At 45.4% G+C, this 24037-nt stretch carries 20 protein-coding genes; 6 read left to right on the plus strand and 14 right to left on the minus strand.

Features of this window, described 5'->3' with window-relative positions:
- The first annotated feature begins 299 nt into the window (after window positions 1–299).
- Complete coding sequence (locus tag KJS52_RS07070) at window positions 300–1520, plus strand: stalk domain-containing protein (protein ID WP_213514044.1); 1221 nt, start codon at window positions 300–302, stop codon at window positions 1518–1520.
- Between the two features lie 33 nt (window positions 1521–1553).
- Here KJS52_RS07070 and kapB read toward each other — a convergent pair whose 3' ends face one another.
- The gene (gene kapB, locus KJS52_RS07075) at window positions 1554–1931 is read right to left on the minus strand and encodes a kinase-associated lipoprotein KapB (protein WP_246563273.1); all 378 of its coding nucleotides are present in this window, start codon (window positions 1929–1931) and stop codon (window positions 1554–1556) included.
- A gap of 179 nt (window positions 1932–2110) precedes the next feature.
- Between kapB and KJS52_RS07080 the strand changes: the two genes are divergently transcribed.
- Complete coding sequence (locus KJS52_RS07080) at window positions 2111–3223, plus strand: MGDG synthase family glycosyltransferase (protein ID WP_213514045.1); 1113 nt, start codon at window positions 2111–2113, stop codon at window positions 3221–3223.
- 153 nt (window positions 3224–3376) lie between these two features.
- Window positions 3377–3988 carry a YqaA family protein gene (locus KJS52_RS07085; RefSeq protein ID WP_306433573.1) on the plus strand — a complete coding sequence of 204 codons (612 nt, stop codon included), beginning with the start codon at window positions 3377–3379 and terminating at the stop codon, window positions 3986–3988.
- A 123-nt stretch (window positions 3989–4111) separates the two neighbouring features.
- Here the strand turns inward: KJS52_RS07085 and KJS52_RS07090 are convergent, their stop codons facing one another.
- The 4 genes from KJS52_RS07090 to KJS52_RS07105 form a co-directional block, all read right to left on the minus strand.
- Window positions 4112–4969 carry a C40 family peptidase gene (locus KJS52_RS07090; RefSeq protein ID WP_213514047.1) on the minus strand — a complete coding sequence of 286 codons (858 nt, stop codon included), beginning with the start codon at window positions 4967–4969 and terminating at the stop codon, window positions 4112–4114.
- A gap of 382 nt (window positions 4970–5351) precedes the next feature.
- Window positions 5352–6269, minus strand: coding sequence for a cation diffusion facilitator family transporter (locus KJS52_RS07095; RefSeq protein WP_281425567.1), 918 nt, complete (start codon window positions 6267–6269; stop codon window positions 5352–5354).
- Between the two features lie 256 nt (window positions 6270–6525).
- The gene (locus KJS52_RS07100) at window positions 6526–6759 is read right to left on the minus strand and encodes a hypothetical protein (protein WP_213514048.1); all 234 of its coding nucleotides are present in this window, start codon (window positions 6757–6759) and stop codon (window positions 6526–6528) included.
- Entirely contained in the window at window positions 6760–8388 is a 1629-nt protein-coding gene (locus tag KJS52_RS07105) for an ABC-F family ATP-binding cassette domain-containing protein (RefSeq protein WP_213514049.1), read from the minus strand. It abuts the gene before it with no gap.
- Window positions 8389–9348: 960 nt separating this feature from the next.
- Between KJS52_RS07105 and KJS52_RS07110 the strand changes: the two genes are divergently transcribed.
- Window positions 9349–10491: a conserved virulence factor C family protein gene (locus KJS52_RS07110; protein WP_213514050.1), complete on the plus strand. Its 1143-nt coding sequence runs from the start codon at window positions 9349–9351 to the stop codon at window positions 10489–10491.
- Window positions 10492–10830: 339 nt separating this feature from the next.
- Here KJS52_RS07110 and KJS52_RS07115 read toward each other — a convergent pair whose 3' ends face one another.
- From KJS52_RS07115 to mutY, 4 genes are all read right to left on the minus strand, one after another.
- Window positions 10831–11136 carry an ArsR/SmtB family transcription factor gene (locus tag KJS52_RS07115; protein WP_213514051.1) on the minus strand — a complete coding sequence of 102 codons (306 nt, stop codon included), beginning with the start codon at window positions 11134–11136 and terminating at the stop codon, window positions 10831–10833.
- 743 nt (window positions 11137–11879) lie between these two features.
- Window positions 11880–13145 carry a transglutaminase domain-containing protein gene (locus KJS52_RS07120; protein WP_213514052.1) on the minus strand — a complete coding sequence of 422 codons (1266 nt, stop codon included), beginning with the start codon at window positions 13143–13145 and terminating at the stop codon, window positions 11880–11882.
- A gap of 443 nt (window positions 13146–13588) precedes the next feature.
- A complete protein-coding gene (locus KJS52_RS07125; protein ID WP_213514053.1) occupies window positions 13589–14224 on the minus strand; it encodes a bifunctional 4-hydroxy-2-oxoglutarate aldolase/2-dehydro-3-deoxy-phosphogluconate aldolase in 636 nt (211 codons plus the stop codon).
- A gap of 1 nt (window position 14225) precedes the next feature.
- The gene (mutY, locus tag KJS52_RS07130) at window positions 14226–15554 is read right to left on the minus strand and encodes an A/G-specific adenine glycosylase (RefSeq protein ID WP_213514054.1); all 1329 of its coding nucleotides are present in this window, start codon (window positions 15552–15554) and stop codon (window positions 14226–14228) included.
- A 111-nt stretch (window positions 15555–15665) separates the two neighbouring features.
- Between mutY and KJS52_RS07135 the strand changes: the two genes are divergently transcribed.
- A complete protein-coding gene (locus KJS52_RS07135; RefSeq protein WP_213514055.1) occupies window positions 15666–16007 on the plus strand; it encodes a c-type cytochrome in 342 nt (113 codons plus the stop codon).
- Window positions 16008–16113: 106 nt separating this feature from the next.
- Here KJS52_RS07135 and acpS read toward each other — a convergent pair whose 3' ends face one another.
- The 4 genes from acpS to KJS52_RS07155 all read right to left on the minus strand — a co-directional run bounded on the left by acpS (window position 16114) and on the right by KJS52_RS07155 (window position 21965).
- Window positions 16114–16515, minus strand: a complete 402-nt coding sequence (acpS, locus tag KJS52_RS07140; RefSeq protein ID WP_213514056.1) for a holo-ACP synthase — start codon at window positions 16513–16515, stop codon at window positions 16114–16116.
- Entirely contained in the window at window positions 16516–19563 is a 3048-nt protein-coding gene (locus KJS52_RS07145; RefSeq protein ID WP_213514057.1) for an EAL domain-containing protein, read from the minus strand. It abuts the gene before it with no gap.
- Between the two features lie 212 nt (window positions 19564–19775).
- Window positions 19776–20210, minus strand: a complete 435-nt coding sequence (locus tag KJS52_RS07150) for a BrxA/BrxB family bacilliredoxin (RefSeq protein ID WP_213514058.1) — start codon at window positions 20208–20210, stop codon at window positions 19776–19778.
- Window positions 20211–20285: 75 nt separating this feature from the next.
- Window positions 20286–21965, minus strand: a complete 1680-nt coding sequence (locus KJS52_RS07155; RefSeq protein ID WP_213514059.1) for a two-component system sensor histidine kinase NtrB — start codon at window positions 21963–21965, stop codon at window positions 20286–20288.
- 246 nt (window positions 21966–22211) lie between these two features.
- Here KJS52_RS07155 and KJS52_RS07160 point away from each other — a divergent pair, with 246 nt between their 5' ends.
- Window positions 22212–23483 (plus strand): BaiN/RdsA family NAD(P)/FAD-dependent oxidoreductase, encoded by a 1272-nt coding sequence (locus KJS52_RS07160; RefSeq protein ID WP_213514060.1) that lies wholly within the window; start codon window positions 22212–22214, stop codon window positions 23481–23483.
- 122 nt (window positions 23484–23605) lie between these two features.
- Here the strand turns inward: KJS52_RS07160 and KJS52_RS07165 are convergent, their stop codons facing one another.
- On the minus strand, window positions 23606–23950 hold the full coding sequence (locus KJS52_RS07165) for a hypothetical protein (RefSeq protein ID WP_213514061.1): 345 nt from the start codon (window positions 23948–23950) through the stop codon (window positions 23606–23608).
- Window positions 23951–24037: the final 87 nt, after the last annotated feature.

Raw genomic sequence — 24037 nt, forward strand, 5'->3', positions numbered from 1 at the left:
ATTATTTCCGTTCTTTTTATGAACTTCTCACATTTGCAGCTCAGATTAATCCTGCACCCGAATCGGAATATAATGATTTTAGCACTTTTCGAACAATAAATATAGAGGGAAATTCACGAAAACCTTGATCTATAAGGAATTATCACAGAAAGGATTTGCATTATATGTACACTAATTTGGAGTATCAGAAGCGTAAAACGAGAGGGGCTATCGTGTGGATAGCGGCGATAGCTCTTATTTTTTCTGCATTTTCACCCATTTTTTCAGCGACTGACCAACCTATGAACAGTAGCGAAAAAATGCAAACAGAAAAAAATTTATTCAACATCGTTGCAATCGGTGATTCTTTGGCTGTTGGCTATGAAAAAGGCTTTACTGACCAATCCAAGCCCTTTGGAGTAGGCGAGCAGCTTCATGAGCAAGCTTTATTTCAAGGCTATCGTGCCTCCTATACAAACTTTGGCATCCTTGGACTGACATCAGACGGCTTGCTGCGCTGGCTAACCACGGCACAGCAAGGAAAAACGATATCGGCGGCTGATCTGCAGGCGGGATTGAAAGATCCTCGCGTGGATACACTACTGGCAAATACGTCCCAATTCAAGCAGCAGCTGGCCAGTGCTAATTTAATTGTACTTGCGATTGGCGGAAATGATTTTCTGCAAATTTTGACCAAGCTTGATCTCGATAAGCCATGGAGCTCATGGAGCGAGACAGAACGCGAGCAGCTGCAAGCCGACATTGCTGAAACAACGGCTCAATATGAAAGCAAGCTATCATCTATTCTTTCTATTATACATGAGTTAAATGCTAATGCCGTTGTTGTCACGCAAAACCAATACTTACCTTTACCCAAGCTTAACTTCAACGGAACAGAAGGATATATTGGGGTTGATTCCAATTTGGCCAAGCTGCTTTTAGAGGCTAGAGCGGAAATCAATCGCAAATTTGATGAAGTGGTCAGCACATATGAGGGGAAGGGTATGAGCATCCAATATATCGATGCTGCTAGTGTAATTGAAAGCAATTCGCTTGGCCTGACCGCCATAGCTTCCGGTGACATTCATCCGAATGCAGCAGGCTATAAAAAATTGTCCGAGCAGTACAGCAAGCTTATTTGGGGAGAGCATCGCCAGGTGCAGGAGCGCAGGGAAGGCATTCCGCTTTCCGTAGTTGTAAACGGCAAAGAGGTAATTAGCCAATATCCGACCAAGCTGATCAACGGCCGAACTTATTTAGTATTGAGCGATATTACGAAGGCTATCGGAGCCGGCTTGTCTTGGAGCAATAAAACAGAAACCGCGACAATAACAATTGGAGAGCGTGTTGTTGAATTGAAGATCGGCTCCAACACCTACAAGGTCAATGGTCAGACTTATAAGCTTAATGCGGAGCCGGCCTTCCTTGCCAAGGTCAATCATGAAAGCAAAACCTATGTCCCGGTTGCTGCACTGACAGAGGGTCTGGGCCTGTTCACCGAGTATTTTGCTCAAACAAAAACCGTTTTTGTAAATAAATAACTAACAAAGATATGCATATATGGTAATATTAGATTAATACGTTTCAATCAAGCCTTGTAAATTATTAATGCTTTTCGCAGCCCAGCGGTGCAGCTTATCAAGTCTAAGCAACTCTTGCTGGGCTGCTTTGACTAAAGATTGCTTGTAATCGGGAACCTCGCCGTTGTAGCGCTCTACATCCTTGAGCAGCACTGTTGTCTTTTCTGTATAGGCGAGCGCTCTACGCTCATGAAATAGCGGTACATCAGGGTCTTGAGGATGGTGAAGATCACCTTGCTCCGGATGCTTGATTACAGCCAAAATTTTAACAACGAGACGTGAACCGTATAACTCGTACACTTCACCAATATATATGCCAGTTCTTACCTTAGTGGTAACGAGCTCACCAATTTGAAAATCCATTACTTGCATCTTCCTGCCTCCTTGATTTTCGGGATCATTCAATTGAGCTTCCTGCTTAAAGTCTTGCAGAGGTAGCGTTAACTAAATTTACTGTAAATGATGAAGCTTTTATTGGCAAGTTGAATAAACTGGACTTGTGCAACGATGAAGAGCAAAGTAATATGGAAGATAAGAAGAAGGTGAATTCTATGAGCAAGAAAAGAGTATTGCTGCTATCAGAAGGCTTCGGTTCTGGGCATACACAAGCAGCGCATGCTCTTAGCGAGGGATTAAAACATATTAATCCTGACATTTCTACAAAGGTTTTGGAATTAGGCAGCTTCCTGAACCCTGTAATGGCTCCGCTTATTATTAACGCATATCGCAAAACAGTAAGCAAGCAGCCAAAAGTAGTTGGCATGATGTATCGAAGCAATTATCGCAAGCCAACAAACCGTATTACGAAAAGCGCCCTTCATCGTTTATTTTATACGCAAACGACAAAGGTGATTGAAAGATTGAACCCGCAAATTATCGTTTGCACGCATCCAGTTCCTAACATGATCATCGCCAAGCTGAAGGAGCATGGCTTGCCAATACCGCTGCTGACTGTCATTACCGATTACGATGCACACGGCTCATGGGTAAATGAAGAAATTAATCAATACTTGGTATCATCTGATGTTGTCAAGGATCGCCTTATGGATAAAGGCGTCGCTGAACATAAAATTGCTGTTACCGGCATCCCGATCAGACCGAAATTTTGGAAAATCTCGAATAAAGAAGAGGTTCGCGCCAAATTCAATTTGAAGGATATGCCTACCGTATTAATTATGGGCGGAGGCTGGGGCTTGCTGCATGAGGACAGCGCATTAACTTATATGACAACGTGGCGCGCCAATACGCAGCTTATTTATTGTGTCGGCACGAACCTGGAAATGAAGGAAAAGCTTGAAGCGGACCCACTCTTCAATCATCCTAATATACGAATAATCGGATTTACTAACCAGATCAATGAACTGATGGATGTTTGCGATCTTCTGGTCACCAAGCCGGGAGGCATGACCTGTACAGAAGGGCTAAGCAAAGCATTGCCAATGCTGTTTTACGAGCCGATCCCGGGCCAGGAGGAAGAAAACTGCGAGTACTTTATTAATATGGGCTTTGGCGATATGCTTTCCGATAATGACACCGTAGACCGCTGGTTCAAGCTCATTCATGATGAAGAGAAAATAAGCCAGCTGCGCAAGCTGCTCGTACAAAAACGTGATATGCACTACGACCCTTATAATTGCGTCAAAGCAGTGCTGCAACATTTGTAGCACTGCTTTTTTTGAAACCTTTCTCACTCGTATGCGTATTTACTTGTGGGGCTTTGGCCCTTTAAATTTGGAGTTTATGTTACACTGAGCTAAAATTTTATTTTTTTGTACTGCTGCTAGAGTACTTGAGACTATGTAAAGGGGCAAGCTATGATGGAACAATTCGTTGAATTTATGGGGAATTTCGGACCGCTCGGGTTAGCTATTCATTCTTTTCTCGACGCCATTATTTTTCCAATCCCCGCTTTCTTTACTCAGGTTTCGTTAAGCATGCTCAATCCTAATAATGCGATTTGGTTAGCTACTCTTGGATTTTTCGCTTGTCTTTTGGGAACGCCAATTGGCTACCTGATTGGCAAGGTGTTTGGCACAGGCATTCTTACACGTTTCGTTAAACCAGAGCTTACGAATAAAGCCACGAATTATTTCAAGGAAAAGGGATCTATCGCCATCTTGATTGGCGCCTTCACTCCAATTCCATTTAAAGTATTTACGATTTTATCTGGTGTTATGAAGTATCCGCTATGGCAGCTTATGGCGTATGCAGCAATCGGCAGAGCTACAAAGTTCTATGTAGTCGGCGTGTTGTTCTACTTGTTTGATCGCGCTGCTGCTACGATGGTTGATAGTGTGTCCTTGTATATTTTTATTACAGTCGTACCGGTTATCGTTATTTTTCTACTTGTACGGAAATGGCTGCGTAAGCGCAAGGAGCGCAAAGCATTAGCATTGCAGCAAGGCAATGAGCAGGAAGCTGAAATGTAAGTCTTCAGCTTCTACAGTAACAAGCATGAAATAAGAAATCCCCCTTATTATCAAGATGAGCTGTTGTTCATCTCGATAATCGAGGGGGATTTTTATCATTAAAATATCGTAGTGATGCTCGCGTTATTTAATCGCGCTGCCGCCATATAGGAAGCGGTATTCCCAATGCTTGCCTGTCACAGTATCGGTTCTTACACCACCGCTTGCATTGGAGTACGTATGAAGAATCTTTCCATCGCCCAGGTAAATACCAACATGCGTAATTCTTGCAGTTGATTTGTTCACGCCGCTGTAGCTCGATTTGCTGGAGCCTTTATAAGACATAAAGAACATAAGGTCGCCGCGCTGCAGCTGGCTGATGCTAGTTTTAGCGTTGCCAAGCTCCTTAACGTATGCACCTTGCTTTCTGGAGTCAGCCGGCAAAGTAACACCAAGCGCATCCTGGAATGCTCGTCTCACAAAAGCAGAGCAGTCAAAGGTAGCTGTTGAGTTGCGGTTAGAGCCATACTCGTAAGGCGTTCCCAAGTATTTCATTCCAGCTGCGATTACTTTCTCTACTGCTGCGCTCGAATTGGTAGTGGAACCTGAGTTGTTGTTCGATGAGCCTGAGTTATTATTGGAGTTGTTATTAGTATTATTATTGTTAGAGCTGTTATTAGAACCGCTAACAAGCTTGGTGTACTTGCTGCCATTGGAAATATAGCCTGTGTTGCCTCTTGAGTCTTTAACGCTATACCAGCCATTGGACGCTTGTCCAACAACAGTTACTCTTTCTCCTTTAGAGATCATTCTTATACTGGAGTAAGAAGTGCTTGGCCCTTGGCGCAAATTCACTCCCCAAGTAACCTCTCTCACCTGATCTACTACGCTTGCTTCAGCTGCGTATGTAGTAGGTGCCGTCGCAAATGTAGACAACCCTCCCACAACCAAGCTCACTGCTAGTGCAGCTTTTGCAACGCCGTATTTAATAGAATAGTTCATGTTTCTTTGTTCTCCTTCCTCTTGTTGCGAATTCGCTTCGTAAAGCGTTGATCACATTATAAGATTAGAAGGAAAGAACAGGCATCTGCCTACTTGCCTAAAAAAATGTGCGTGTTTTAGCGCAAAAATAGGTACTGCAAATGTGAGAGAAATCTAATAAAGGATGCCTCTTTGATGAGAGGCATCCTTTTCCAAAGTCGAAGCTCAACATTATCAAGTTTTGCAAAATGAGAAAAATGAAATCCCTCTCATCTACATTCATTTCAGCTCACTCATGAATATAGGCCCTTGGAATCATTTTACTAGGACTTTAAATTTATTTCCTGTAATTACCACAGCTAGCTTCTCAAACTATTATCCCAATTTCTAACGTTTTTTGAGATTAAATGTTATACTCCGAAGTCTTTTGCTCAGGCTCCAATGGCTCTACATGAACATTTACATTTAAAATGTTGTGCTTTTTAAATAGTCTGCGCTCAATCTCATCGCAAATTGTATGCCCTTCAATCAAGGATAGCTCAGGATCGACCTGAACGATAATTTCAACAAGCACATTATTGCCATGAACCCGCGCTTTAAGATCAGTAATGGCTCGAACACCTTTCGTATTGGCAACTGTGGTATGCAGCTTTTTCAGCACCTTTTCATCAATACCATCAGTAAGCGCATGCGTCGAGCTGTAGAAAATTTCCCAAGCTGTTTTGCATATAATAAGGCCAACTGCCAAAGCTGCAACAGGGTCGAGCCAAGTCCAGCCGAATTGTGCGCCTATAATGCCCACCGCAGCTCCGATACTAACTAGAGCGTCCGATAAATTATCCTTGGCAGCAGCATGAAGCGCAGCATTATTAATTTTTTTGGCTAGCCTGCTATTATAGCTGTACACGATCAGCATTACGATTGCTGCTCCAATTGCAACCCATGCTGTAAGTAAATTTGGCGCTTCAAAATCTCCGCCTATGAGCTTGCGCCCCGTATCGATGATAACTTGCAGGCCAACTGTCGCCATAATAAAAGACGCAATTAAGGCCGCAATTGTTTCAGCACGAAAATGACCGTAAGGATGGTCAACATCCGGCGGCTTCTGCGATATTTTCAAGCCGATTAAAACGGCTACCGAGGCTATAATATCGGTCAAATTGTTGTAGCCGTCAGCAACGAGTGCTCCTGATAAAAAGGTGTATCCGATCCATAGCTTAATCGAGGATAAAACGAGATAAGCAGCAATGCTTACCCAAGCGCCTTTCTCCCCTTTTTTAATCTCTTCATACTGTGTCAGCTTGAAAACCTCCCAACCCATCCTATGCCATTAAATCCACTTAACGTATCATACATGATAAAAGTGATGTGGGTCTACAGAAACAGTTTTTACCTAATGCGCTGTTTTGTGCGCTTGTCAACAAGTTATGACAGGCACTAAAAAATTTGAACCAGGGCAATTTTTTCTAGGGCGTGATCTGAGAACGCTGAGGACCGCTAGCTTCTCTTATTACTTATGCACCTTTATTGGCTTAGCCAAACATCGTAGAGGAAAGTTTCTCAAGTTTTGGGTCATATTATGTATGGAACGTTGCATGCTTGGAGAGAACAGCGAAATGCCGCGTACCTAGAGTAGCAATGCTGCGCTGACAAACCACTAGCGTTGGCATTTCACCTGGCGCTTTACTTTCCGACCGTCGTGCTTGTCTGCTCCGCTCGGAGCTTTTGTTGGCAAGCGCTTTGGTTGAGATAAAAAAGCCTTGAGCTTTTCCTGCTGCCAGCAAGGAATGCTCAAGGCTTTTAAGCTGCAATTATTTTAAGGCTCCATCATACATTTTTTCACGAAGCGCTTTAATTTCGGCACTTTCAAGATATTCATCATAGGTCATTAGACGATCTATTACACCATTAGGCGTAAATTCAATGATGCGGTTCGCTACTGTTTGCACAAATTGATGGTCATGCGAGGTGAACAAAACTGTGCAATCTGTTTCCATCATTCCGTTGTTGAGCGCCGTAATTGACTCAAGATCCAAGTGGTTGGTCGGCTCATCCATAATAAACACGTTGGCGCCTTCCAGCATCATTTTAGACAGCATACAGCGTACCTTTTCTCCCCCGGACAGAACACTTGCCTTCTTCAAGGCCTCATCGCCCGAGAATAGCATGCGACCTAAGAAGCCGCGCAAAAAGGTTTCGTCTGGATCTTTCGAGAATTGACGCAGCCATTCAACCAGATTGAGATCAACTCCGTCAAAATATTTGGAGTTGTCTTTCGGGAAATAAGAGCGTGTTGTCGTAATTCCCCAGGAATATGTGCCTGCGTCTGGCTCACGCTCGCCAGCAATTGTTTCAAAGAAGGCTGTTTTAGGCAGACCATTTGGTCCGACAAATGCAACCTTATCGCCTTTATTAATCGTTAGCGTCAAGTTGTTGATCAGCACTTCTCCTTCTACGGAAATCGTCAAGCCTTCCGTTAGCAGCAGCTGCTTGCCTGCCTCACGCTCGCCTTTGAACTGAATAAATGGATATTTGCGGTTCGAAGGGCGAATATCGTCAAGCGTAATTTTATCCAATAGCTTTTTACGCGAGGTTGCTTGTTTTGATTTAGATTTATTAGCACTAAAGCGCTGAATGAACGCTTGCAGCTCTTTAATTTTATCTTCTTTTTTCTTATTTTCTGAACGCATCAGCTGCAACGCAAGCTGGCTGGACTCGTACCAGAAATCATAGTTGCCGACATACATTTGGATTTTACCGAAATCGATATCCGCAATATGAGTACAAACGGTATTCAGGAAATGACGATCATGGCTGACTACAATTACAGTGCCTTCATAATCGGCAAGGAAATTTTCAAGCCAACGAATGGATTCAATGTCAAGATGGTTAGTCGGCTCATCGAGCAGCAAAATTTGCGGTGAACCAAACAACGCTTGGGCAAGCAGGACGCGAACCTTTTGATTGCCATCCAGCTCCGACATTTGCTTGTCATGCAAATCTGTGCCAATGCCCAGGCCATTCAACATCTCGGCAGCTTCTGATTCAGCTTCCCAGCCATTCATATCGGCAAACTCAGCTTCAAGCTCGCCAGCACGCATGCCATCCTCGTCTGTAAAATCAGCCTTGGCATACAGCGCATCCTTCTCTTTCATTACATCATACAGCTTTTTATGCCCCATAATGACAGTTTCCAGAACCTTGAACTCATCATATTCGTAATGGTTCTGCTTCAAAACCGCTAGCCGCTCACCAGGGGTAATATGAACCTCACCTTGCGAAGGCTCGATTTCGCCAGACAATATTTTAAGGAAAGTCGACTTCCCCGCACCGTTGGCACCAATTAAGCCATAGCAGTTGCCTGGAGTGAACTTAATATTTACATCTTCAAAGAGCGCACGCTTGCCAAAACGAAGCGTGATGCCACTTGTACTAATCATGTGTAAACCCCGTCCTTCTCTTCATACTCACTACCCCGACTATTATAGCATAGTCTTGATTATAAAACTTCCGTTTCCGTTGAAAATTTCTAATTCATGCTATAGTTTAGGCAAAATAATAAAGCTTAAGCTAAAATCATTTTGAAATTTTTTAAAATACTGATAAGCTTAAAGTATAAGTTAATCAAGATGCTGTATCCGTCGGCACCAAGAAGATGGCACGATACTAGAAGGCGAGGAGCGCAGCGTAGGCACTTGCTACGTGAGCACCGAAGCCTTCGGTAGCGTGACATATTCGCCGTCGAATCCACTACGAAGCGCCGCATCGTCATCAAAGTCGGATATTTTAAATTACACTTCAAATCAAGATTTAATTATTCGGCTTTCAGGACCAAGAAGCTTGGACGCTAGTAGAAAACGAGGAGCGCAGCGTAGAGCAAAGCTACGTGAGCACCTCCAATGTTTCCGCAGGAAACATACTTCGTAAGCACAATCTTTCGCTAGCGTTCAAGATTCGACGTCGACTAAGCTACAACGCAATTACATCGTCATCAAAGTCGAATAATTAAACTACACTTCAAATCAAGATTTAATTATTCGGCTTTCAGGACCAAGAAGATGGCACGATACTAGAAGGCGAGGAGCGCAGCGTAGGCACTTGCTACGTGAGCACCGAAGCCTTCGGTAGCGTGACATATTCGCCGCCGACTAAGCTACAATGCAACCGCATCGTCATCAAAGTCGAATAATTAAATTACACTTCAAATCAAGATTTAATTATTCGGCTTTCAGGACCAAGAAGATGGCGCGATACTAGAAGGCGAGGAGCGCAGCGTAGGCAAAATGCTACGTGAGCACCGCAGCCTTCGGTAGCGTGACATATTCGCCGTCGAATCCACTACGAAGCGCCGCATCGTCATCAAAGTCAAATAATTAAATACCCTTAAGGAGGATTGACATATGAAACTACTCTCAATAGAACCCACCCCAAGCCCCAACTCCATGAAGCTGAATTTGGACGAGACTTTGCCGCGCGGCCGCCGCTTGACCTATACCGTCAAGGAAGCAGCCGAGTCGCCAGAGCCTTACCGCAGCCTGCTTGCAATAACAGGAGTGAAAGGCTTGTTTCATACCGCAGATTTTATTGCCCTTGATCGCAAGCCTGGCTCAGACTGGGCAAGCATACTAGCAGAAGCGCGTACCGTTTTGCAGGCTGATCAAGAGCTTACAGCAGGCATTGGGCAATCGAGCACAAGCTTTGGTGAAGCCCAGGTGCTTGTTCAAATGTATCGCGGCATCCCGATTCAAGTCCGTGTACGCACGATTGATGGTGAAACGCGCGCTGCTCTGCCGCAAAAATTTATAGACGCTGTTACAAAGGCCGCTGGCTCTACGATGATCCGCGAGCGCAAGCTTGAGGAGTTTGGCGTTCGCTATGGCGCACCTGAGGATATCGCCAATGAAATCGTGCAGGAGCTTGAAGCCAGCTATACCAATGAGCGGCTTGATGAGCTGATTGCCGCTTCATTAGCATTGGGCGTCAACTCAGAAGCTGCACCGGAAATTGTCCGCCCTGCACCACTTAACGGACAGGCAGTGCTGCGCGAATTTGAAAATGAGGAATGGCAAAGCCGCTACGCCGCTCTCGATCGCTATGTGCTTGACGATGATGCAATCGCAGTGCTGCAGCGGGCGCTGCAGGACAGCAACGCTTCGATCCGACGACTCGCGGTTATATTTCTGGGAGACTTGCGGACAGCCGAAGCTATGCCGCTGCTTTATCAGGCGTTGGAGGATTCCTCTGCATCTGTGCGCCGCACAGCAGGCGATACGCTGTCCGACCTAGGAGACGCTGGGGCGATTGAACCAATGATTAAGGCGCTCGCTGATAAAAACAAGCTTGTACGCTGGAGAGCTGCCCGCTTCCTGTACGAGGTTGGCGATGAACGTGCATTGCCTGCATTAAAAATCGCTGCCGAGGATGTTGAGTTTGAAATTCAGTTGCAGGCCAAAATTGCAATTGAGCGCATCGAGCGCGGAGAAGAAGCAGCAGGTACAGTATGGCAGCAAATGACCGCTGCACGTCAAAAAGACAAACAGTAATTCACTTTGAAAGAGTCAAATAGCGGTCTTGCAGTCACGAACATGGGATTAGACTATGGACTTTAATGAAACTGAACAACGCTATTAGGTCGATGATTGCTGTATCGATTTTTAATGAAACTGTACAACGTAATTGGAGTAAACTTGCTTATTTCCAGCAAAAAGTGGATTAATAAGACACCATAGCTTCATTAGAGTTGTACATAGCCTAAATTGGCATTCATAGCGATCTCCAGATTCATTAGCTACAAACCACCTAACAAAACAAGCTCAAGCACGCGCCTATAAAGCGCCGCTTGAGCTTGTTTTGTAAAAAGCTTGTTATCATCATAATGTTAATTAATGCTCGCAATGGTTAATCGCTTGCGACAGCAGCGAGATGACATGGCTGTCATCACAGGAATAAATCATCGCTGTGCCTTCACGCCGGCTTTTTACTAGCCGCAGCATGCGTAAAAAGCTTAGTTGATGAGAAACAGCCGATTGGGACATCTCCAGTAACTCAGCAAGATGATTTACTGAACATTCCTCTTGAGACAGCATGTACAATATTTTTATTCTGGTCGGATCAGACAAAGCTTTAAATATTTGCGACACGTTCTCAACGGTTTCTGCGCTTAAAAAGGTATGATCCTTGGCATCCATTTGTCTTCCCACCTTTATTAAAGTACCAATCTTCCAAACATAGCTTCAAAAAGCTCGGCTTTCATAGAGCCCCGCCGTCGACTACGCTCCAACGCAATCACATCATCATCAAAGCCGTGCTTTTTGAACTACCTCTTCCAATATAAGTTCAAAAACTCGGCTTTCAGGACCAAGAAGCTTGGACGCTAGTAGAAAACGAGGAGCGCAGCGTAGAGCAGAGCTACGTGAGCACCGCAGTTTTCGCTAGCGTTCAAGATTCGCCGTCGACTAAGCTACAACGCAATCGCTTCGTCATCAAAGCCGTGCTTTTTGAACTACCTCTTCCAATATAAGTTCAAAACTCGGCTTTCAGGACCAAGAAGCTTGGACGCTAGTAGAAAACGAGGAGCGCAGCGTAGAGCAGAGCTACGTGAGCACCGCAGTTTTCGCTAGCGTTCAAGATTCGCCGTCGACTATGCTCCAACGCAATCGCATCGTCATCAAAGCCGTGCTTTTTGAACTACCTCTTCCAATATAAGTTCAAAAACTCGGCTTTCAGGACCAAGAAGCTTGGACGCTAGTAGAAAACGAGGAGCGCAGCGTAGGCCAATAGCTACGTGAACACCGCAGTTTTCGCTAGCGTTCAAGATTCGACGTCGAATATACTACGACGCAATACATCGTCATCAAAGCCGTGCTTTTTGAACCACCCATATCATTTGATTGTCAATCAGAATACCCTGGGTTGTCAAGCCTAAACCCCTTTAATAGCTGATGGTAAGATTAATTGCCATATCGCCGAGCTCGCTGAATTCATAGTAGCTCATTTGATAAGAAAGCGGCTTATTCAAAGAACGCAATGCCTGATCGATATCTTCCTTCACCCTGCTGCCATCACTATAAACAAACTGCACATTTGATTGACGCTCTGCGACAGCCTGCTTTAACCTGTCACGCAGCTGATCGTATGAATCGATTTGATTTTCTTCATCATACCAGTGGAAACCAAGCTCCTTGCGTAGAGCTTGCAGCTCCTCATATTCTGCTGTTCCGGGACTCATAGCGCTGGCTGCCTCCAGCAAGGTCTGCTTATAGCTGACAGGCGCGGTTGGATAATTGCCCTCCCAAGTATGATCCTTTGCCAGCTCCTCGTCGCTAACCAAATAATAGCGATAGCTGACTTGATCCTCTGCTTGGCCGATCGGGTCATCCCAGGTTAGATCGAGCTGATACCAACGATCATTTAGTAGAATCATATTCCAGGCATGCTCCTGCCCTTTGGCAACCCCTTCGACGATTCGTACATCAAAGCCTGCTTCCGTATACAGCATATAGCCAAGCATCGCATATCCTTGGCAGACTGCAAGTCCTTCCGTTATCGCTTCGTAAGCAGTGTAGCGCGTCAAGCTTTCATCATATTGAACATTCGTTACTACCCAATCATGAATCAGCTTCACCTGCTGCTCCTTCGTGTACTGCGACAAATTCATCTCAGCGACTAGCTTCTTGGCGAATGCAGCTACCTGCTCAGTCATTTCCTTGCTTTCACGGAAGGTCGTGTTCAGTTCAACCTCTGTATACAGCAGCTTATTGCTGATCGTATAGCTGTACGAGGACAGCGCATAACGAGAATATTCATTCAGTTCAAAGGCCTGCAGCAGCCAATCCTTTAGTTGGTCTGATACGGTATTATACGAGCCTGAAATGCGAAAGGTAACGCTTGGGCTTCGCTCATCCAATTGGCTGGCGATAAACTGCACGATGCCTTGCTCATCATCTGTCGTTAACTCCTTATCCGATTCGATCGCCTGGGCGGAGGTATTGTTCATAGAGAGCCCAGATTGTACGGCTTGCCGCTGCTCAATGCTGTCGAGCTCCTCCTTCAGTTTAACCCCCGTTTCCTGTACAGCATTCTGTACCGTTTGCTGAATGGTGTCGATAATGGCAGGCTTGGAATCGCTTTGCTCCAACCATTGATAGGCAAAGTAAATGGCAACGACTACGACGACCACACCAAATAATTTTCTCATAACTGCCTCCTAAAACGTATTGCCTCAGCTTAACTCGCTATATACTATGCGCCTCAAAAGCATACGCTTATCTTTGCAAGATGACATGTACAATCGAGCGCTCCATGTTCACCAGTTGTCTGTATAGTCTCTATTATCTACTATTTTTTCATAGATATACATATAGGTAGTTCAAAAACATGACTTTGATGACGATGCGTTGCTTCGTAGTGGATTCGACGGCGAATCTTGAACGCTAGCGAAAATTCCGGTGCTCACGTAGCTCTGCTCTACGCTGCGCTCCTCATTTTCTACTAGCGTCCAAGCTTCTTGGTCCTGAAAGCCCTGTTTTTGAACTTTTATTGAAATGGTAGTTCAAAAACATCGCCTTGATGACGATGTGCTGCTGCCTGGCATAATCGACGGCGAGTCCTGGATGCTTGCTGGAAGGCTGTTCAGATTGCTTAAAGCTTTGATACAGCTTGAACGTATTGGGCGATGGTTTCGCTTATTTGTTGGAATTTCCCTTCACGGGCGGCTTGCAAATCTACCAGTTTGCTGCCCATGCCTACTGCATTCGCACCCGCTTCAAAGTAGTCGTTTATATTGTCCAATCGAACGCCGCCGGTTGCGATAATCGGCAGGTCTGCAATTGGACCGCGAATTTCCCGTAAATAGTTTACGCCGAGCGTGCCCATTGGAAACAGCTTAACCGCGTCTACGCCGGCCTTCATTGCAGCAATGATTTCTGTTGGCGTCATGACTCCCGGCCAAATCGGAACGCCTTGCTGCTTGGCATAATCAATTACCTGCAAATCTAGGTTCGGCGAAATCATAAACTGGGCGCCTGCTGCAACTGCTCGCTTGGCATGCTCAAGATCAATAACTGTTCCCGCTCCAACATACGCCTGCTCGGAAAATTGCGCTCTCCACTGTGCAATCATTGCCTCCGCACCTGTCGTGTTCATCGTAATTTCCATAAATTTAACGCCGCCATCCAAAATCGCCTGCCCGACCTGCAACGCATACTCCGGCTCAACGCCTCTTAAAATCGCGATAATTTTACAGGAAAGCAGCTCCTCCAGCATCGTAGATCTCATATTAGGCTTCTCCCTTCGACTGCCAATATTTTTGCAAAATTTTTAGAAATAGATTAGGGAACGGCAGACTATCCATATCCTTCTGCGCTATGAAACGCAGCTCGTTTTTGCTTGACTGACGGTTTTCGTTCGCTGTGTAGTCCATTGGCTTCTCCGCCACCAGTGCGGCACTGCTAGGTGTGCCCTTCAAGCCATCTGCAGCCAAGCCAGCAGCTACTTCTTGCAAATTGCTTTCGTCTGCGTTTATACCTGCTAATGGCGAGCTCTCGTTGGAGCCAAATTCTAACGCTTCCAGACGGGTCAATTGCTCCGGATCGCTATCGGCAATGAAAAATCGCATATTCCAGCGAATATGGCTAAAGATGTGATCCTGGTCGCAAAACCATTGCCGCGGCCTAACTAGCAAACCATGCTGCGTATGCAGCTCCTCTGCAATCGCTCGGCCCAGCTCAGGCTGCTCCTTAAGCTCAGATTCATACAGCACAGCGGCCTGCTCATCAGCGACAAGCACATGTGGCAGCTCCCACATGCCGGCAAGCAAACCTTCAGCAGGACGCTGGCGGACAAGCACCTTGCCCGCATGCTCGCCTTGCCCTTCCACAATAGCCGCAACTCTATATTCTACTCGTGCTTTTTTGGCTTTAGACTTGATTGGCAGCTCATGCTCTCTACCCTGAAGTCTCGCCTCACAGTGCTCCATTACGGGACAAAGCAAGCAATTCGGCGACTTCGGCGTGCAAATTAAAGCGCCAAGCTCCATTAGCGCTTGATTGAAATAACGAGCCTGACCTTGCGGGATCATCGTCTCGACCAGCTTTTCCAGCTTAATACGCGTCGAAGGCTTGGCTATATCATCATCCAAAGCAAAGAAGCGGGAAATGACGCGCATCACATTGCCGTCAACGGCTGGAATTGGCTCGTTATAGGCGATGCTCATAATCGCGCCGCATGTGTAAGGACCAACCCCTTTTAATGCGGCAACCTCTTCCTTCGTCGTCGGCATTTGTCCATGATGCAGCTCCATGACCATTTTGGCACCGGCCTGCAAATTGCGTGCTCGCGAATAGTAGCCGAGCCCCTCCCAGCATTTCAGCACCTCCTCTTCTGGTGCCTCCGCCAATACCTTCACTGTAGGAAATTTGCTAATAAACGCATTGAAATACGGAATAACAGTATCAACTCTCGTTTGCTGGAGCATGATTTCCGACACCCAAATGCGATAAGGATCATGATTTTTTCTCCATGGCAAATCACGCTGGATGTGATGATACCATTCCAGCAGATTTTGACCATACATTTCTTTTTTCTGCTCCAAGCTCAATTGTGTCATATTCGTAAAACCGCCTTTAGTTTACTTGATATTGTAAATTTGTCATCTATAATGAAACTAATTGCTCTGCCTATTATATCATTTCTTGTCTATGAAGCAGGAGGTTCAGCCATGAAATCTAGCAAGCTTATGTTTGTGTTACTTTTTGCCGTTATATTGCTGTCCGCATGCGGCGATCAAAAGGAGCAAAAGCAAAGCGGCGATATCGTTACTCTAAAACAAGCTCCAGCCGATGTGGAAGCGATCTATAAAGCCAGATGCATAAGCTGTCACGCCATTGATTTGTCCGGCAAAATGGGGGAGCAAACGAATTTGCAGCAGGTGCATGTCCGGCTAAGCTACGACGAGATTGCCGCTAAAATCAGTATGGGCGGAAAGACGATGCCTGCCTTTGAGGAAAGCTTGTCTGCAGAGGAAATCAACGCTTTGGCAGCTTGGCTGTCCAAGCAATAAAAACGTGAGAGAGCAAAAAGACGACTGCACAGCCACCGCAATAGCAGCAGTGGAATGGAGTCGTCTTCAGCTTTTTCTATCTTCGGATACAGCTCTTAGGATACTCTCACCGACCTGTGAATTCAACGATGACATAAGCTGAGGCAAGCTGCTGCTCATGCGTAATCGATAAATGAATCGCGAATGGCTTGTCTGCAATACCAAGACGCTGCTGAGCGGCTTCGCTCAAGCTGCAACGCGGCTGCCCGGAGGGCTGCCTGACAATGTCAATATCTTGAAAGCCAAGCACCGCTCCTATGCCGCAGCCAAACGCCTTGCTCACCGCTTCTTTAGCTGCAAATCTGCCTGCGACATATTCAGCTCGCCGCTGCTGCCCTACATGCTGCTCCAAAAACGCTCGTTCCTGTTCAGTCAGTATTCGCTCGACAAATCTTTTACTAATCGCTCCCTGCAATATTTGCTCCATTCGAGCAATCGAGGTCAGATCATGACCGATGCCGATAATCATCTATCCGCTTCCTTCCTTTTCCTGGATGCTGTCAATATAGTGGCTGTGATTCAGCGCTACTCGATGAGGAAGAAATTTTGATACCTCATGCTCATTAATTGGCTTGCTAATATAATAGCCTTGAATAAATTGACAGCCAAGCTCATCCAGCAGCTCAAGCTGCGTGCTATCCTCTACCCCTTCTGCAACTATGCGCAGATCAAGGCTTTTGGCAATATTTATTATCGCATTTACAATTTTGTAGCCTTTCTCATCTGTTACCATTTCCCGCACAAAGCTTTTATCGATCTTTAATATTTCTATCGGAAAATTTTTCAGCACCGAAAGCGACGAGTAGCTAATGCCAAAGTCGTCAATCGCCACTGAAATTCCCAGCTTGCGAATTTCCTCAATTACGTGAAGAACGGTGTACGACTGATCAATAATCGTTGATTCTGTTATTTCGAAGGTTAAATTGGCAGGGTTCATGCCCGTTTCCTCAAGTATGTTTTTTACGCTGGACAAAAACTGAATCGATTTAAGCTGAAGACCGGAAATGTTGATCGAAATTTTAATCGGATCGTAGCCGCGCCTGATCCATTCCATGCCTTGCTCGCATGCTGCGCGTATGACCCAAGCGCCAATCGGCACGATTAGGCCAACAGACTCGGCTACAGGAATGAATTTGTCAGGGGTAAGCATTACGCCGCTTTCCGTGCGCAAGCGCAGCAGTACCTCGACGCCATAAAACCGCTTCGTGCCAGCATAAACCTGCGGCTGATAGAGCAGCACAAATTGCTCATTGACCAGTGCTTCACGCAATATTTTCTCCATTTTGCGCTTGTTTTGCTGAAAATTGACCATATGCGGCTCGAATTTGAGAAAGTTGTTTTTCCCGTTATGCTTCACCTGATACAAGGCCAGATCGGCTTTTTTCAGCAGCTCGTCGTAATCATGCCCATCGCTTGGATATAAGCTGATACCGATGCTTACCGACAAATTGATGTCATGATTAACATGATTTAAATGCTGCGTTATTGACTCGGCAAGCTGCGATGCGAATTGATCGACCTCTTCAACACGCTCATAATGAAACAGAATAACAAATTCGTCACCGCCAAAGCGCGACACATGATCCTGTTCTTTAATGCTGCGAATTAACACCTCTGATAGCTGTTCAATAATATCATCGCCAACATGATGGCCGAACAAATCATTGATGAGCTTAAAATTATCGATGTCGAGCACGCAAAGAGCAAACTCATTAGAGCCTGCCTGGATAACTGACTTAATCGCCTCGTAAAATCGCCGTCGATTGACGACACCGTGCATCGATTCGCCGGCGGCATGCTTGAGCGAGGATTTGGAAATGTCCCGCACTGTGCCAATCAGCTTATGAATATTTCCTGTATGATCACGCGTGCTTTCTGCGCTAACGTTTGCCAGATAGTACATGTCTCCGCCATCATTAATGCGCAGCTCGGTATAAAACGGTTTATTGTCCCGGTAATGCTCGTAGAAATGCTTGCGCAATAAAGGAATATCCTCCTGATGAACAAATTGTTCAAGCCCGAGCAGCGGTGAATCCTTTGCTTGAAACTTCAGCTTGCGATTGATCCAAACCCGCTTCTTATTGAAATCAAGCTCAAACAAAATATCTTCCGATAATCGGCTGTATACCTCGTGACGCTCCTTCAGCTCCTGATGCCTTTTATTAAGATGACCGACCTCATTAAGCAGAGCAATTCGATCGAAAGTGTTGGAAATAATATCGAACAGATGCACGATTCGCATATATTCCGTGCTGCGCGTGATCGTCTTCTCATAGGAGGTGCCGAATGAAAGCAGGCTCCAATTGTTTTGAGTCAAGCGATATGGGATGACGTATATAACCTCGTTGTCTTCATTACTATTCTGTGATGAAAAAATAGGAGGATTATGCTGCAGCGCTTCGTAAAGCTTGGCATTCAACTCCTTAAGCTCATTTTGACCCGTTGTGAAGTTATAATACTCGCTAATGCTGAGCTTAGGCTCTTTAGCTGAATTATAGCCTTGCTGCACCATAATCGCTCCCCAATGAAAGTAGTTCTCCAGAAGCAGCGACAGGTCGCGAACATGTTTGAATTGATAGCTTAGTATGTAGCGATTGAATTCATAGTTTACATTATTTTCAGTACGCAATGCATTAATATGATTGGCGTACTCTATTATATCCGATTGCTCTCGCGGCAGCTCGTCTTCGTTGTAGCCGCAGCCGCATGATTGGCGCATAATCATATGGCATGGCAGCACATCCATTTCGAATTTGGAATCCGTTTTCATTCTTGCTGTCAACCGCTCGACAGCCCTTCGCAGCAGCTGCTCCAGATTTTGCTCGATGCTCGTTATCGGAACTATGGAATGACGCGCTGTGCTGGAATTGTCAAAGCCAATCAACGCCAAGTGCTGCGGCACGCTGTAGCCGTTCTCCAGCAGCTTGTCAACGATGCCGAACGCGCACATATCCGTGCTGACCAGCGCGGCAGTGATCGGAAAACCATCTGCAATTAGTTGACTTGCAACCTGCTTGCCGCCAAATACAGTCATATCTCCATTATCGTAAATGAAGTTTGGCTGCACCGTCAGGTCCAGGTCCCGCATAGCAGACAGATAGCCTTTATAGCGATAATACATATCCTCCATTGTAATGCTGCCGACATAACCAATATTGCGATGCCCGTGCTGATAAAGATGCATAACTGCCTCGTAGGCAGCCCGTTCATTGTCAACGACAACCATCCCGCCATTCATGTTAAGCTTGCGAATATCTTTGGCAACGGTAACGACCGGTTTTTTGTAGCGGTCCTCAAGCTGCTTTAGAAAATGATCTTCTACGGCATGATTAATAATGAGCCAGCCATCTACTTGATTCATAGCGATTGGCACATCATAGTATTTGCCGCCTGTGCGAATAATAATGAGGTTAACTTTAAGCTGTCTGGCTACCTTGTGAATACTTTGTATTACATCTGTATAGTAATTCCCGCCTAGAAAAGGAGTTAAGACGCCGATTGTACGTTGACGATGCATACAAATTCCTCCTCTTTCCCCCCATAATATTCTAATTAATTGTAAAAATTATAGCATAATCTATTGCGGTATTATACAAAGAATGTGAAATTACTCATAAGACAACAAAAACCTATCGCAACTGTATCGCGATAGGTTTTTAGTCATAAATTTCTGCTAGTGAGGATCATTTATGCTCAAGTTTTGATTAGAGCATAGATAGCTGCAAATTATTATTTGCAATATTTATCAAACGCATTGGTCAAATCTGCGGCGATTTCAACTGCAGAACGGTTCTCAATGCTATGACGCTCGATAAAGTGAACAAGCTCTCCATCCTTCATTAACGCAATTGAAGGCGAAGATGGCGGATACGGAGCGAAATACTCACGCGCTTTCGCAGTCGCTTCTTTATCTTGACCGGCAAATACGGTAAATAGATGATCTGGCACAACCTCATGCTGCAAAGCTTGGGCAACGCCTGGACGGCACTGGCCAGCAGCACAGCCGCAAACCGAGTTAATAACAACTAGTGCTGTACCCTTTGCATTTGGAAGATTTTCCTCCACTTCCTCAGGTGTACGCAATTCTGTAATGCCAAGGCTGGTCAATTCATCGCGCATTGGCTGAATCATATCCAGCATATATCTTTCAAATGACATGGACATCCATAACACTCCCTTTATTGTTGATTGTACCTATTATAACGTTCCTATAGGAAACAGTGCAACAGAGGAGATTGGCTAAGAGCTAAGCAATTGCTGTTCAAGCGGAAAGACGATCTGGAATACTGTTCCCTTTCCGCGATTGTCCAGCACATTAATTTTCCCGTTATGGCGCTGTACAATGTTTGCGCATAAAGGCAGCCCCAAGCCTGTCCCCATGCTTTTCGAGGAATAGAACGGTTCGAAAATTTTATGCTTCAGCTCATCAGGTATGCCTGAGCCTGTATCGGATATCGATAATATAATGTGCGAATGTACATATGTAGTTGAGATCGACAGCTGTCCTCCCTGCTGCATAGCCTCCATCCCGTTGCGTGAAATGTTGAGCAGCAGCTGCTTCATTTCGCTCTCATTAATTTGGAAGGTAGGAAGGTCATTGCTCAGCTCCACCTCCAACGTTTGACCACGCAAATTGGCATCAGCCTGCAGCAGCGGCAGCAGCTTTTGAATAACTTGATTCAAGGAATACGAAAGCTGTTGCTCCTTTTTGTTTTGTGCCAACGCCAAAAAATCGGTAATAATTTTATTGGTGCGATCCAGCTCTTCGATTATAATTCTGAAATATTCAGCCTGCATCGTGTCCGAACGCTCCTGCAGCAGTTGGACATAGCCTCTTACAACAGCCATCGGATTGCGAATTTCATGGGTAATGCTGGCCGCCATTTCACCAACGATGCTTAGCCTGTCCATTCGGTCAAGCTCCCTGCGCAGTGTCTGCAGCTCCGTTACGTCCTGTACAAAAAGGGCGACTGCTTGCAAATTATGATCCAGCTCAGGCTCCGTATCAGCGTAAATCGGAATCGCGGAGTACATCAGGTCCTTATCGCCATTTTGCAAGGTTGTGTTTATCGACTGACTCGTCAAAAAGGCCTGCTCAATAAGCTTGGACACGACCGGATAGGAGGTGTCAGTCAAAATTTCCTCAAGCTTCTGCTTTTGCTTCTGCCTTTGCATCAAATGAGGCTTCAGACTTTCATATTTTAAATAAGCCTGTTGATTGGCATAAATAATTTGCTCCTTGCTGTTAATATTGAACACCGCGAATGGTGCGTAATGAATAACCTTCAGCCATGACTGCAATTCATCGCGCGACTGCTTCATGCTTTCATATTGCCGATTGATCTGCAGTGCTTGCTCATGCTTCAATAAATTCCCAAAGGACAGCAAGGAAAGCGCGAAGTATAGCATGATGTAGAAGCAGGTGCCCAGCAGTCCAATTTCCGCGAAAATAGCAGGAACGAGACTGGAAAATTGAAATGAATACAAAATAAGCAGCAGCGAGGATAGCGAAAGCATAACCATGACATAGCCGAGCCTGTAGCGAGCCTCCAGCTTATGATAGCGCTCATAGCTGATCAGAAAAACGATCACAATTAGCAGTAAATATGTAAAATACTGCACGTAGCCTTCCGATGTTGTAAATGTCAGCAGCTCTGAGCATAGCAGCACTACAGGAATGATGACGCCCCATACCCTGCCAGCATAATAAATCGCATAGGCGAACGGCAGCGTTGCGGCCATGTACTGCAAATAGGTCGCATCTGATATGTGCTGTGTCAGTATATAAATGATAAGCAGCGCTAGCATCCCCAACAGCGTTTTTCTAGCCTTAATGTTTCCGCTTACGGGCAAGTAAAAATGGAGATACACTCCCGGAAGCGCCGCAAGCAGCAAATAGAGCACGAATTTGTAATACACAGAAAGCCTCCTCGGCAAATGTAATTTGCGTGATTTCGATGTTCTGGCTGACTGTTTCATGCTGTTATATAATAGATGTGGCTGTGGCTGTGGCTGTCGTGTCATTCACTAAAAAATATGCTAATATCTAGTATACATAAATACAAGTTACTTCGGTTATATTATCGCTTTCCCTTAATTGTAAGTGCAAACTAAATTAATCGACATTTCGACAGCAATACATAAATCTATGTAAAGAGGTATGTGATGAATTACGACATTATTATTATCGGAGCTGGGTCTGCAGGACTGATGGCTGCCGTTTCCGCTGGTCAACATAGTTCTAATGTACTACTAATTGATAAAGGTGACAAGCTTGGACGCAAACTTGGCATCTCAGGTGGTGGTCGCTGCAATGTTACGAATGCTAAAGAGATCGACGAATTGATTAAAAATATACCGGGAAACGGAAAATTTCTCTATAGCTCTCTAGCAACCTTTAGCAATTACGATATTATGAATTTTTTTGAATCGCTTGGCATTGCACTAAAGGAAGAAGACAACGGCCGCATGTTCCCCGTCTCCAATAAAGCGAAATCGGTCGTTGATGCTTTGGTAGGGAAGGTCCGCGCATTAGGCGTTCATATTAAAGTAAACAGTCCGGTAGCGAAGGTGCTTTACGAAAATGGAAAAGTGGCGGGTGTGCAATTGAAAAGCGGAGAAGTATACCGCTGCCGCAAAGTAATCGTTGCCGTAGGCGGAAAATCTGTGCCGCACACAGGCTCTACTGGCGATGGTTATCCTTGGGCTGAGGAAGCGGGACATACGATTGTGGAGCTATTCCCGACGGAGGTGCCGCTTATTTCACGCGAGCATTTTATTGCTGACAAGGAATTGCAGGGCCTGTCGCTGCGGGACGTAGAGCTTAGTGTATGGAGCCTCAAGGGCAAAAAGCTGATAACACATCGCGGCGACATGCTCTTTACGCATTTCGGCATATCTGGTCCAATTGTGCTGCGCTGCAGTCAATTTGTCGTAAAGGAGCTAAAGAAAAGTACCGGTACGCCCATTACGCTAACCGCTGATTTGAAGCCGGATTTAACACAGCAGCAGGTGTATGATGAAACCTTCCTTCTATGCCAGCAGGAGCCAAAAAAGCAGGTACGCAACGTGTTAAAGGGCTATTTGCCGGAGCGTATGCTGCCGCTTCTGATGCGCAAAGCAAAGCTGCCCGAGGAGCTCACCTTCGATCATATCCCGAAGGACCTATGGCTGGAGCTGGCAAAGCTGATCAAAGCATTTCCGATACGAATTCATGCTTCGCAGTCGATTGAGGAAGCATTTGTAACAGGCGGGGGCGTTAATTTGAAGGAAATTGATCCGAAAACTATGGAATCCAAGCTGATGAGCGGGCTTTATTTCTGCGGAGAAATTTTGGATATCCATGGCTATACGGGCGGGTATAACATTACAGCAGCGTTTTCAACTGGCTATAATGCCGGAAAGGACGCTGCGGAGAGCCTGCAGTACGACTGGTAGGCTGCGCAGCTTTAGAGGATGTTCAAAAAAGCTCGACTTTGACGACGATGAGTTAGCGTCCAAGCTTCTCAGTCCTGAAGCCGAGCTTTTTTAGCTCTTACTATAATGCAATTGGTTATTGTCTATTCTCTCGCCGAAAAGGATGAAACCTCGCCGATGCCCGGCAACTCTTCCTCTTCTGCTACCCAGTCCTCATTGACAAGATGGGCGGGAATTCTTACATCATCAAGACCATAGGCTGTCGAAGCGAGCAGCTCATCCTTCATTGCCGCTTGCTCTACTAATGTTCCTCCATGCACCTGAACGATTTCCAGTGCCGAGGTCAGATCCTCACCCACCACATGTATGTGCAAACGAGTTGGCGTGTGCAATGCAGGATCATAGCCAAGCTCCTGCAATAGCGAAAAGGCTTGATTCGCGCTTTCTGCATTAACAAAATCAAATAAAATAGCCAAAGGCTCGGTCATAAAAACAGCTCCTTACTGTTCACGAAGTTGAGTTGCTGCTGTCAGCATTTCAACTTAGTATGTGAACAATAAGGAGCTTTATATACA

The sequence above is a fragment of the Paenibacillus montaniterrae genome, assembly GCF_018403185.1.
GTDB lineage: Bacteria > Bacillota > Bacilli > Paenibacillales > Paenibacillaceae > Pristimantibacillus > Pristimantibacillus montaniterrae.

Bases quoted from the DNA above. Each gene is read 5' to 3' on its own strand.
- KJS52_RS07165 (WP_213514061.1), bottom strand. From the start codon at position 23,950: ATGACCGAGCCTTTGGCTATTTTATTTGATTTTGTTAATGCAGAAAGC.
- mutY (WP_213514054.1), bottom strand. From the start codon at position 15,554: ATGACACAATTGAGCTTGGAGCAGAAAAAAGAAATGTATGGTCAAAAT.
- acpS (WP_213514056.1), bottom strand. From the start codon at position 16,515: ATGATTATCGGCATCGGTCATGATCTGACCTCGATTGCTCGAATGGAG.
- KJS52_RS07125 (WP_213514053.1), bottom strand. From the start codon at position 14,224: ATGAGATCTACGATGCTGGAGGAGCTGCTTTCCTGTAAAATTATCGCG.
- KJS52_RS07080 (WP_213514045.1), top strand. From the start codon at position 2,111: ATGAGCAAGAAAAGAGTATTGCTGCTATCAGAAGGCTTCGGTTCTGGG.
- KJS52_RS07090 (WP_213514047.1), bottom strand. From the start codon at position 4,969: ATGAACTATTCTATTAAATACGGCGTTGCAAAAGCTGCACTAGCAGTG.
- KJS52_RS07135 (WP_213514055.1), top strand. From the start codon at position 15,666: ATGAAATCTAGCAAGCTTATGTTTGTGTTACTTTTTGCCGTTATATTG.
- kapB (WP_246563273.1), bottom strand. From the start codon at position 1,931: ATGCAAGTAATGGATTTTCAAATTGGTGAGCTCGTTACCACTAAGGTA.
- KJS52_RS07115 (WP_213514051.1), bottom strand. From the start codon at position 11,136: ATGGATGCCAAGGATCATACCTTTTTAAGCGCAGAAACCGTTGAGAAC.
- KJS52_RS07070 (WP_213514044.1), top strand. From the start codon at position 300: ATGCAAACAGAAAAAAATTTATTCAACATCGTTGCAATCGGTGATTCT.
- KJS52_RS07085 (WP_306433573.1), top strand. From the start codon at position 3,377: ATGGAACAATTCGTTGAATTTATGGGGAATTTCGGACCGCTCGGGTTA.
- KJS52_RS07160 (WP_213514060.1), top strand. From the start codon at position 22,212: ATGAATTACGACATTATTATTATCGGAGCTGGGTCTGCAGGACTGATG.
- KJS52_RS07095 (WP_281425567.1), bottom strand. From the start codon at position 6,269: ATGGGTTGGGAGGTTTTCAAGCTGACACAGTATGAAGAGATTAAAAAA.
- KJS52_RS07145 (WP_213514057.1), bottom strand. From the start codon at position 19,563: ATGCATCGTCAACGTACAATCGGCGTCTTAACTCCTTTTCTAGGCGGG.
- KJS52_RS07110 (WP_213514050.1), top strand. From the start codon at position 9,349: ATGAAACTACTCTCAATAGAACCCACCCCAAGCCCCAACTCCATGAAG.
- KJS52_RS07120 (WP_213514052.1), bottom strand. From the start codon at position 13,145: ATGAGAAAATTATTTGGTGTGGTCGTCGTAGTCGTTGCCATTTACTTT.
- KJS52_RS07150 (WP_213514058.1), bottom strand. From the start codon at position 20,210: ATGTCCATGTCATTTGAAAGATATATGCTGGATATGATTCAGCCAATG.
- KJS52_RS07105 (WP_213514049.1), bottom strand. From the start codon at position 8,388: ATGATTAGTACAAGTGGCATCACGCTTCGTTTTGGCAAGCGTGCGCTC.